Here is an 11,171-nt window from a genome sequence, read left to right as displayed (position 1 = left end):
TTTCAATGCCCCAGGGCAGCGTACCAGCTGAGTACCTGCTGCACCGCTTCGTCAGCGGTCATGTCGGATGTATCCAGGTGATATGCGCCCTCCGCAGGCTTCAAGGGGGCCGACGAGCGACTCACGTCGCGTTCGTCACGTTCCTTCAAATCTCTGGAGAGGTCTTCGATATTAGCAGAAAAACCCTTGTCAATCAATTGCTTATAGCGTCTTGTGGCGCGCGCTTCCACACTGGCGGTCAAAAACACCTTCAGACGGGCGTTGGGGAAGATGACGGTACCCATGTCGCGACCATCGGCCACCAGGCCGGGGGATTTCCTGAATGACAACTGCAGGCCGTACAAGGCCTGGCGCACGGTGATCAGGGCGGCGATGCGGGAAGCGGTATTGCCAACCTCTTCGGCACGGATGGCCTGGGTCACGTCTTCATTGGCCAGGAAGATGTGGGCGCCATCGAAATGGCAGTGCAGGTGCTCGGCCGCCTTGGCCAGCGCATGCTCGTCGTCCAGGGCGATGCCGCGCCGCAGCACGGACAGCGCCGTCAGGCGGTACAGCGCGCCCGAATCCAGGTAATGGAAACCCAGTTGCTGGGCCACCTTCTGGGCCACGGTGCCCTTGCCCGAGGCGGTGGGACCATCAATGGCGATGACCGGTATCTTTGCTTTTTCCATGGCCTGAACCCTTTATCAGTGAATAATTTAGTGCAATTTCTCGTTACTACAGGGTTTATCAGATCAAGGTTTGCTCGGCAATCTTTTTGAAGACGTCGAAGTAATCCGGGAAGGTCTTGGCCACGCATTTGGGGTCATTGATGCGCACCCGGTTGCCACGCCGCAATGCACCATCCAGCGATGCCAGGGAGAAACACATGGCCATGCGATGGTCGTCATAGGTGTCGATGGCGGCGCTGCCGATCTCGGCCGGCGGCGTCACCTTCAGGTAGTCGGCGCCCTCCTCCACCTCGGCGCCGAGCTTGCGCAGCTCAGTGGCCATGGCAGCCAGGCGGTCGGTTTCCTTGACGCGCCAGCTGGCGATATTGCGCAAGGTGCTGGGGCCGTCGGCATAGAGCGCGGCCACGGCGATGGTCATGGCGGCGTCGGGAATATGGTTGAAATCGGCTTCGATGGCCTTCAGGGGGCCGTTGGACGAGGCCTCGATCCAGTTCTCACCCATGGTAATGGTGGCCCCCATCTGCTGCAGCGCCTCGACGAAGCGCACATCGCCCTGGATGCTGTCGCGGCCCACCCCTTCGACCCGAATCGGGCCGCCGGTGATGGCGCCGGCCGCCAGGAAGTAGGAGGCCGAGGACGCATCGCCCTCGACGTGGATGCTGCCCGGGCTGCGGTAGTGCTGGCCGGGCTGGATGATGAACTGTTGCCAGCCATCACGCTCGACCTCGACGCCGAAGCGGCGCATCAGGTTCAGCGTGATCTCGATATAGGGCTTGGAAATGAGCTCGCCGACCACGTCGATCTGCATCGCCTCTTCGCGCGCCATCAAGGGCGCCGCCATCAGCAAGGCGGTCAGGAACTGGCTGGACACATTGCCGCGCACCTTCATGCGCGAGGAAGTCAACTGGCCGCGACGGATATGCAGCGGCGGATAACCCGGGTTGCCGGTGTAGTCGATGCGCATGCCGACCGCATTGAGGGCATCGACCAGGTCGCCGATGGGGCGCTCATGCATGCGCGGCACGCCGTGCAGCGTGTAGTCGCCACCCAGCACGGCCAGCGCCGCGGTGAGCGGGCGGATGGCGGTACCGGCATTGCCCATGAAGAGATCGGCCTGGTGCACCGGCAGCACGCCATTGACGCCATGCACGATGTAATCCTGGGTGCCTTCGATCTGCTCCCACTTCACGCCCAGGGTCTGCAGGGCCATCAGCATGACCAGGGTATCGTCGGAGGCCAGCAGGTCGAAGATACGGGTGGTGCCGCCGGACAGCGCCGCCAGCAGCAGGATGCGGTTGGAGATGCTCTTGGAGCCGGGCAGCTTGACCGTGCCTTGCACGTGGTGCACCGGAGTCAGGTCGATATGACGGGGGTAGGAAGGCTGTTTCATCGTGATTCGTTTTCGGTGGATGAATCGGGCCGCCGCAGCGGCACGCAAAGTTTCACTATTCTGCCGGCCAGGCTGGCTCAGCCGTTCTTGCGTTCGGCAGCCTCGATGGCGGCGGCCCATTGCTGGCGCGCATCGCGGGCACTGGCATAGACCTGTTCCAGCGCGGGGCCATCGCTATTGGCGATCATCTCGCGGATGGACTGCAATTGCACCAGATAGGCATCGACTTCGGTCAACAGGGCATCGCGGTTGGCAAGTGTGATGTCGCGCCACATCTCGGGCGAAGAAGCGGCGATGCGGGTGAAATCGCGAAAGCCGCTGGCCGCATACTGGAACAGCGTGTCCGCATGCGGCTTGGCGGCGATATCGTCCACCAGCGCAAAGGCCAGTACATGCGGCAGATGGCTGACCGAGGCGAACACCGCATCATGCTCCGGCGGCGAAAGACGGTGGATGACGGCACCACAGGCGCGCCAGGCGGCGGCGACCGTTTCCACGTCCTGCGCGGCGTTCTCGGGCAAGGCGGTGATGACCACCTTCTTGCCTTCGTAGAGGTCGGCCAGGGCGGCTTCCGGACCATGCTGCTCACGCCCGGCGATCGGATGGGCGGGGACGAACTGGCTGATGCGCGCACCCAGCGCCTTGCGGGCTGCGGCGACCACGTCGCCCTTGGTGCTGCCAGCGTCGGTAACGATGGCCCGCGGTGCCAGGTAGGGCGCGATGGAGGCCAGGATGGCTTCGGTCTGGGCCACCGGGGCGGCCAGCAGGATCAGGTCGGCCCCATCGACTGCAGCCGCCGGGTCGGTGGCAACGCTATCGATCAGACCCAGTTCGCGGGCGCGCTCCAGGCTGGCCGGGGAGCGACCGACGCCGACGATGTGGGCGGCCTGGCCGGCGCGGCGCAGCGCCAGGGCAAACGAGCCGCCGATGAGGCCCACGCCGAAGATGACGACTTTCTTGAACACGTTGGACTCGGACGGTAAAGGTGTCAGGACGGCAGGCACTTACAGGCCCAGCGGATAGGAACCCAGCAGCTTGAAGAAGGCGGCATTCTGGCGCAGCTCCTCCAGCGCCTGGGCGACCTTCTCGTCCTGCTCGTGACCTTCCAGATCGACGTAGAAATAATATTCCCACGCCCCCATGCGGGCCGGTCGCGATTCGAAGCGCGTCATCGACACACCATGGCGCGCCAGCGGGGCCAGCAGGTTGTACACCGCACCGGCCTTGTTGGGGACCGACAGCACGATGGAGGTCTGGTCGCGACCGGAGGGCGCCGTGCGCAGACGACCGATGATGGCGAAGCGGGTGCGGTTGTGCGGGTCGTCCTGGATGTGGGCATTGACGGTCTGCAGGTTGTACTTCTGGCCAGCGATCTCGCCGGCGATGGCCGCCACGCTCTTGTCTTCACCTGCCATGCGCGCCGCCTCGGCGTTGGAGGCCACCGCCTGGCGTTCGATGGAAGGATAGTTCATATTCAGCCACGCATTGCACTGGGCCAGAGCCTGTGAGTGTGCACAGATGCGGGTGATGCCATCCATCTTGCCGTCGGCGGTCATGAGGCTGTGATGCACCGGGATGGAGACTTCGCCGCTGATGGTCAGGGTGGTCTGCAGCAACAGGTCCAGCGTGCGATTGATCACACCTTCGGAAGAATTCTCGATGGGGACCACGCCGAAATCGGCGGTGCCGGCTTCGGCGTCGCGGAACACTTCATCGATGGACACGCAGGGCAGTCCTTCGATGGCGTGGCCGAACTGCTGGTACACGGCCTGCTCGCTGAAGGTGCCTTCAGGGCCGAGATAGGCGACGACCACGCGCTTTTCCAGCGCGCGGCAGGCCGACATCACTTCGCGGAAGATGGTCTGGATATCGGTCCCCAGCAAGGGACCGGGATTGCGGTCGGCGGCGCGGCGCAGCACCTGGGCTTCGCGCTCGGGGCGAAACACGGGGGCATTGGTCTCGGCCTTGACGTGGCCCACTTCCTGCGCGACGCGGGCGCGCTGGTTCAGCAGGTCGAGGATTTGCGCATCGATGGCATCGATCTTCTGGCGCAGGGGCAGCAACTTGTCGTCACTCATCTTGCTCTTTCAGTGTCTGCAGCCGCATTCCGGCGCGAAGACCGGCCTGCGGCGCTCTTGGCATGGCATTGGCATGGCGCACGACCGAAGGCCGGCACCGCTCGGGCTGGATGCCCGGTCAGGTGCGGCTCAGCCGTGCTGCTTTTCGAAGTCTTTCAGATAATCGACCAGGGCCTGTACGCCCTCGATCGGCATCGCGTTATAGATCGATGCACGCATGCCGCCGACCGACTTGTGGCCTTTCAGCTGCAGCAGGCCGCGCTCTTTGGCGCCGGCCAGGAAAGTGTCATTGAGCGACTCGTCGCGCAGGAAGAACGGCACGTTCATGCGGGAACGGCAATCGGCTGCGATACGGTTGCTGTAGAAATCGGTGCTATCCAGGTAACCGTAGAGCAGCCCGGCCTTGGCGATGTTGCGCGCTTCCAGCGCGGCCACGCCACCCTGGCGCTTGATCCACTGGAACACCAGGCCGGCGATGTAGATCGCGTAGGTCGGCGGAGTGTTGTACATGGAGTCGTTGTCGGCCACGATCTTCCAGTCGAAGGCCGAGGGGCAGAACGGCAGCGCGTGACCCAGCAGGTCTTCGCGGACGATGACGATGGTCACGCCGGCCGGGCCGATGTTCTTCTGGGCACCACCATAGATGACGCCGTATTTCGAGACATCGACCTCGCGCGAAAGGATGTGCGAGGACATGTCGGCCACCAACGGCGCGCCATCGGTATCGGCTGCAACCTCAGGAGTGTATTGGTATTCGACGCCGTCGATGGTCTCGTTGCTGCAGATGTGGACGTAGGCGGCATTGCGCGAGAGCTTCCATTCGCTGCGTGCCGGAATGCTGGCGAACTTGCGGTCGGCCGAGGAAGCCGCCACGTTCACTGTGCAATAGCGCCCTGCCTCCTTGATCGACTTGGCCGACCAGGAACCGGTGTTGATGTAGTCGGCCACGCCCACTTCATGCTTGCCGGCCGGTGAACGCAGGGCCGCCAGGTTCATGGGGATGATGGCGTTTTCTGCAATCGCCCCGCCCTGCAGGAACAGCACCTTGTAGTTGGCGGGGATGTTCATCAGCGCGCGCACGTCGGCCAGCGCGGCTTCGATGATGGACATGTACTCCTTGCCGCGATGGCTCATCTCCATGACCGACATGCCGCTGCCATGCCAGTCCAGCATCTCGTCGGCCGCCTGTTGCAGCACTTCCTTGGGCAATACCGCCGGTCCGGCGGAAAAGTTATAGACCATTTCTGCGTTCGCCATCAAAAAAGGCGGCCGGCATGTCGCCAGCCGCCCGGGACTTGCTTTACTCGCCAGCGGCAGGAGCTTCGCTGCCGGCACCCTCGGCGTTCTCGCCGTCCATCACGTCTTCCACATCGGACTCGACCACGCGTTGCAGGCCGGACAGCTTGGTGCCGTCCTCCACCGCGATCAGGGTCACGCCCTGGGTGGCACGACCCATCTCGCGGATCTCCGAGACGCGGGTGCGAATCAGCACGCCACCGGTGGTGATCAGCATGATCTCGTCGCTGGAATCGACCAGGGTCGCAGCCACTACCTTGCCGTTACGCTCGCTGGTCTGGATCGCGATCATGCCCTTGGTGCCACGGCCATGGCGGGTGTACTCGGTGATCGGGGTACGCTTGCCGAAGCCGTTCTCGGTGGCCGTGAGCACGGATTGCTGCTCGTTCTCGGCCACCAGCAGGGCGATGACCTGCTGCGTTTCTTCCAGGTTCATGCCGCGCACGCCACGGGCGGTACGGCCCATCGGACGGACATCGTTTTCATCGAAGCGCACGGCCTTGCCGGCATCCGAGAACAGCATCACATCATGGGCGCCATCGGTCAGCGCGGCACCGATCAGGAAGTCGCCTTCATCGAGGTCCACGGCGATGATGCCGGCCTTGCGCGGGTTGGAGAAGTCCGACAGCGGGGTCTTCTTGACCGTGCCCAGGCTGGTGGCCATGAAGACGTAGCGGTCATCCGGGAAGCTGCGGTTGGCGCCCGACACCGGCAGGATCACGGTGATCTTCTCGCCATCCTGCAGCGGGAACATGTTGACGATGGGCTTGCCGCGCGAGTTGCGCGAGCCCTGCGGCACTTCCCAGACCTTCAGCCAGTACAGGCGGCCACGGTTGGAGAAGCACAGGATGTAGTCATGCGTGTTGGCGATGAAGAGCTGGTCGATCCAGTCGTCATCCTTGGTCGCCATGGCCTGCTTGCCGCGACCGCCGCGCTTTTGCGCACGGTATTCGGAGACCGGCTGCGACTTCATGTAGCCGGTGTGCGAAAGCGTGACCACCATGTCCTGCGGCGTGATCAGGTCTTCGGTGGCCAGGTCGGTGGCATTGTGCTCGATGGTGGAGCGACGCTCGTCCTTGGCGCCGATGCCGTAGTCGTTGCGGGCGGCGTTGAGCTCGTCGGTGATGATGGCGGTCACGCGGGCCGGCTTGGACAGGATGTCCAGCAGGTCGGCGATCTGCGCCATGACGTCCTTGTATTCGTTGACGATCTTGTCCTGCTCCAGGCCGGTCAGGCGTTGCAGACGCATCTGCAGGATTTCCTGGGCCTGCTCGTCGGAGAGCTTGTACAGGCCATCGGACTGGATGCCGTAGTGGGACGGCAGGCTTTCCGGACGGAAGGCTTCGATGCCGCCTTCGTTGGCTTCGCCGGCGCGGGCCAGCATCTCGCGCACCATGGACGAATCCCAGGCGCGCGACATCAGTTCGGCCTTGGCGATCGGCGGCGTCGGTGCGGCGCGGATGATGGCGATGAAGTCATCGATGTTGGCCAGTGCCACGGCCAGACCTTCCAGCACGTGACCGCGTTCACGCGCCTTGCGCAGTTCGAACACGGTGCGACGGGTAACCACTTCGCGCCGGTGCGACAGGAAGCATTCCAGCAGCTGCTTCAGGTTCAGCAGGCGGGGCTGGCCATCGACCAGGGCCACCATGTTCATGCCGAAGGTGTCCTGCAGCTGGGTCTGCTTGTAGAGGTTGTTCAATACGACCTCAGGCACTTCGCCACGCTTCAGTTCGATCACCACGCGCATGCCCGACTTGTCGGACTCGTCGCGCAGGTCGGAAATGCCTTCGAGCTTCTTGTCGCGCACCAGCTCGGCGATACGTTCCAGCAAGGCCTTCTTGTTGACCTGGTAGGGCAGCTCATCGACGATGATGGCGATACGACCTTCGCGGCCATACTCTTCGAAGTGGGTCTTTGCGCGCATGACCACACGGCCGCGACCGGTACGATAACCGTCGCGCACGCCGGAGACGCCATAGATGATGCCGCCGGTCGGGAAGTCCGGTGCCGGCACCAGTTCGATCAGTTCATCGATGGTGCAATGCTCGTTGGCCAGCAGATGCAGCGCGCCGTTGATCACCTCGGTGATGTTGTGCGGCGGGATGTTGGTGGCCATGCCCACGGCGATGCCGGAGGAGCCGTTGACCAGCAGGTTGGGGATACGGGTCGGCAGGACCGAAGGTTCCTTTTCCTTGCCGTCGTAGTTGGGCACGAAATCGACGGTTTCCTTCTCGATGTCGGCCAGCAATTCGTTGGAGATCTTGTCCAGGCGACACTCGGTGTAACGCATCGCCGCAGCGCCGTCGCCGTCGATGGAACCGAAGTTGCCCTGGCCGTCGACCAGGGTATAGCGCAGCGAGAAGTCCTGGGCCATACGCACCAGGGTGTCATAGATGGAAGCGTCACCGTGCGGGTGATACTTGCCCATCACTTCACCGACCACGCGCGCGCACTTCACGAAGGGACGGTTCCAGACGTTGTTCATCTCGTGCATCGCGTACAGCACGCGGCGGTGCACCGGCTTCAAGCCATCGCGCACGTCCGGCAGTGCCCGACCCACGATCACGCTCATGGCGTAATCGAGGTAACTCTTGCGCATCTCTTCTTCGAGGGAAATGGGGATGGTTTCTTTAGCGAATTGATCCATTGGAGAGTCGAAAGATGTTTCCCGGCCAGAAAATCCTGCCGGGCGGGCGTGGCCCTTGGACTGATCAGAACAGTGGATTCTAGCACGCCAGGAGGGTCAAAAGCCCTTCAACCGCCCTCAAAACGCCTCCAACGGCGCGCTTCACCGCCCGCCAGGGAAGTGACGCAAATTTCAGATGCCCGCCGCACAGCCGCTCCCAGCCTGCGAGAGCGGCTGGCCTTGTGGTCGCACTCGCTATATATATTAGTGGCGGCATCCGGCAGCCAGGCCGTTGACGCACCAGATTGGGGAGATGGATACGGAAGCATTACCAGAAGGCATTGTTTTCCTTGCGCTGGCCTACCTGATGCCAAAATAACAAGCGCCAAAAACTTTCTCGGGATCATTCCCGTGCCCCGGCTCCGAAAAATGATCCACATCGCCGCCGACAATGCCTCGGAGAAAATGACAACTACTTGCCGAGACGAAAATGCGCGAACTGTATGAAAAATAAGGATTTTCTAGAAAAAATCGGGGTTTTTCAGGCTCAGATGGAACAAAAATGGCTCAAAAATATCCCGTTGCGAAGAAACAACACAGTCCCAAAAACGTTGTCTGGACCAATTGGCAAGCATCGCTCAAGGGCAATCCGTGTGGCAGAATGGCGGCTAAGTTCATTACTAGCCCCATGGAACAAGGGCCTGTGACGACCTGAACACATGATATTATTCATTTTTTGATGTCGTAATCTTGTAGCGCAGTTTATCTGCGGATATCTCACCCGAGAGGAGAAACATGAACAAATTAGCAAAACTCGTCTTCGCTGCTGCGTCCGCAGCCATCGCACTGTCTGCCACCGCTCAGGAAACCAAGGACATCAAGGTTCGTCCCGGCAGCCTGTACCTGCAAGATGGCCGTGACGTCGTGACCCGCAGCGGTTACGGTCTGTGCTGGCAAACCGCTTACGTGAACGGTCCGTGCGAAGAACCGCCGGCACCGGCTCCGGTTGCCGCTGCTGCTCCTGCTCCGGCTCCGGCTCCTGTCGCTGCTCCGACCTCGGAAAAGGTCACCTACGCTGCTGACGCATTCTTCGACTTCGACAAGGCAACCCTGAAGCCGGCTGGCAAGGCCAAGCTGGACGAACTGGTTGGTAACCTGAAGGCCATCAACCTGGAAGTCATCATCGCCGTCGGCCACACCGACTCGATCGGCTCCGTCGCCTACAACCAGAAGCTGTCGGTTCGCCGCGCTGAGTCCGTCAAGGCCTACCTGGTTTCGAAGGGCGTTGAAGCCAACCGCGTCTACACCGAAGGTAAGGGCAAGTCGCAACCGGTCGCTGACAACAAGACCGCTGCTGGCCGCGCCAAGAACCGTCGTGTGGAAATCGAAGTTGTGGGTACCCGCAAGTAATCGATTGACGCTACAAGGCTCAATGAACCCCGCTTCGGCGGGGTTTTTTTATTGCTGCGGCATTTGCGCGTCAGCCCCTTTTTGCCGCATCACTTGATCTGCCGCCGCCAACCGGGACTGTCCGTTTGGGCTATCATTAGGCCCCATGAACACGACCAATGCGACCAACGCGACCATGAACGCCGATCCCCAAGAGATCCAGAAATTCAGTGAACTGGCCCATCGCTGGTGGGACCCGGGTTCCGAATTCCGTCCCCTGCACGAAATCAACCCGCTGCGCCTGGAGTGGATCAATGCCCGCGCTCCGCTGGCCGGCAAGAAAGTCATCGACATCGGCTGTGGTGGCGGCATCCTGGCCGAATCCATGGCCATCAAGGGCGCCGACGTCACCGGCATCGACCTCTCCGACAAGGCCTTGAAAGTGGCCGACCTGCACAGCATGGAATCAGGCGTACAGGTGCGCTACGAGAAAATCGCCGCCGAAGACATGGCCGCACGCGAAGCCGGCCGGTACGACGTGGTGACCTGCATGGAAATGCTGGAACACGTACCCGATCCGGCCGCCATCGTGCGCGCCGCCGCCACCCTGGCCAAGCCGGGCGGCAAGCTGTTCTTCTCCACGCTCAACCGCAACATGAAGTCCTACCTGATGGCCATCATCGGCGCCGAATACGTCCTGCGCCTGCTCCCCAAGGGCACGCACGATTACGCCAAGTTCATCACCCCGGCCGAACTGGCCCGCTACACCCGCGAGGCCGACCTGCAGATCGACGCCTTCAAGGGCATGGGCTACAACCCGTTGACCAAGATCTACTCCCTCAACGAAGACACCAGCGTCAACTACCTGGTCGCCTGTACCAAGCTGGCCTGATCCGCCATCGCGCCGCAGCGCCCTGCTGCGGCCGCTCCTCTCCACCGCCATCACAGACAAGACCCCATGCCATTACGCCCCCCGCGCGCAATCCTGTTCGACCTTGACGGCACCCTCGCCGATACCGCGCCCGACCTTGCGGCGGCCGCCAATTTCCTGCGCCAGGAGCGCGGCCTGGACGATGCGCCCTATGAGCAGCTTCGCCCGGTCGCCTCGGCCGGTGCACGCGGCCTGATCGGGGCAGCGCTCGGCATCCATCCCGAGCACGACGAATATGAAGCGCTGCGCGTGCGCTTCCTGGATCGCTACGAAGCCAACATGAGCCAGCACAGCCGCCTGTTTGACGGCATCCCCGAACTGCTGGCACAGCTGGAATCGCGCCAGATCGCCTGGGGCATCGTCACCAACAAGGCTGCGCGCTTCACCGACGTGCTAGCCCCGCAGATCGGCCTGGGCCACGCTGCCTGCATCGTCTCCGGCGATACCACCCCGCACCCCAAGCCCCACCCCGCACCGCTGCTGGAAGCCGCACGGCGCCTGCAACTGGCGCCCGAGGATTGCTGGTACGTCGGCGACGACCTGCGCGACATCCAGGCCGGCCGTGCCGCCAGCATGCCCACCATCGCTGCGGCCTGGGGCTACTGCGGTCACAGCGAGCCCACCGGATGGGATGCCGACGTCCTGCTGCACGCCCCACTGCAGATCCTCACCCTCCTCTCCTGATTTCCCAGCGGCGCCCAGCGGAAACTTTGGCGCCGCTTTCCCCTCCTAGCCTGCGCCAGCCTCACGTGTCACAGTGACGACGCCTCGCATTAGAATGACGGCA

Annotated in this window: 9 protein-coding genes; 3 read left to right on the top strand and 6 right to left on the bottom strand. The window is 62.7% G+C overall.

From position 1 onward, the window contains the following. Positions 1 to 2 precede the first annotated feature (2 nt). The 6 genes from cmk to gyrA all read right to left on the bottom strand — a co-directional run bounded on the left by cmk (position 3) and on the right by gyrA (position 8,085). Positions 3 to 671, bottom strand: a complete 669-nt coding sequence (gene cmk / locus ACEOAC_RS05710; protein ID WP_413444631.1) for a (d)CMP kinase — start codon at positions 669 to 671, stop codon at positions 3 to 5. 58 nt (positions 672 to 729) lie between these two features. Continuing rightward, the gene (aroA, locus tag ACEOAC_RS05705; RefSeq protein ID WP_413444630.1) at positions 730 to 2,061 is read right to left on the bottom strand and encodes a 3-phosphoshikimate 1-carboxyvinyltransferase; all 1,332 of its coding nucleotides are present in this window, start codon (positions 2,059 to 2,061) and stop codon (positions 730 to 732) included. A 77-nt stretch (positions 2,062 to 2,138) separates the two neighbouring features. Then, positions 2,139 to 3,026 carry a prephenate dehydrogenase gene (locus ACEOAC_RS05700; RefSeq protein ID WP_413628731.1) on the bottom strand — a complete coding sequence of 296 codons (888 nt, stop codon included), beginning with the start codon at positions 3,024 to 3,026 and terminating at the stop codon, positions 2,139 to 2,141. A 39-nt stretch (positions 3,027 to 3,065) separates the two neighbouring features. Then, positions 3,066 to 4,139, bottom strand: coding sequence for a prephenate dehydratase (gene pheA / locus ACEOAC_RS05695; protein ID WP_006462114.1), 1,074 nt, complete (start codon positions 4,137 to 4,139; stop codon positions 3,066 to 3,068). Between the two features lie 129 nt (positions 4,140 to 4,268). Next, positions 4,269 to 5,381 (bottom strand): 3-phosphoserine/phosphohydroxythreonine transaminase, encoded by a 1,113-nt coding sequence (serC, locus tag ACEOAC_RS05690; protein ID WP_241812243.1) that lies wholly within the window; start codon positions 5,379 to 5,381, stop codon positions 4,269 to 4,271. A gap of 58 nt (positions 5,382 to 5,439) precedes the next feature. Next, entirely contained in the window at positions 5,440 to 8,085 is a 2,646-nt protein-coding gene (gene gyrA / locus ACEOAC_RS05685; RefSeq protein WP_413445044.1) for a DNA gyrase subunit A, read from the bottom strand. 774 nt (positions 8,086 to 8,859) lie between these two features. On the opposite strand from gyrA, the gene ompA reads away from it, so the two are divergent. From ompA to ACEOAC_RS05670, 3 genes are all read left to right on the top strand, one after another. Next, a complete protein-coding gene (gene ompA / locus ACEOAC_RS05680; protein WP_006462111.1) occupies positions 8,860 to 9,474 on the top strand; it encodes an outer membrane protein OmpA in 615 nt (204 codons plus the stop codon). Between the two features lie 145 nt (positions 9,475 to 9,619). Then, a complete protein-coding gene (ubiG, locus tag ACEOAC_RS05675; protein ID WP_241812179.1) occupies positions 9,620 to 10,345 on the top strand; it encodes a bifunctional 2-polyprenyl-6-hydroxyphenol methylase/3-demethylubiquinol 3-O-methyltransferase UbiG in 726 nt (241 codons plus the stop codon). A 66-nt stretch (positions 10,346 to 10,411) separates the two neighbouring features. Further along, positions 10,412 to 11,068, top strand: coding sequence for an HAD family hydrolase (locus ACEOAC_RS05670; RefSeq protein WP_241812180.1), 657 nt, complete (start codon positions 10,412 to 10,414; stop codon positions 11,066 to 11,068). Positions 11,069 to 11,171 lie beyond the last annotated feature (103 nt).

The organism is Herbaspirillum frisingense (genome assembly GCF_047325095.1).
GTDB lineage: Bacteria > Pseudomonadota > Gammaproteobacteria > Burkholderiales > Burkholderiaceae_D > Herbaspirillum > Herbaspirillum frisingense.
This window is presented reverse-complemented; position numbering and strand designations above follow the sequence as displayed.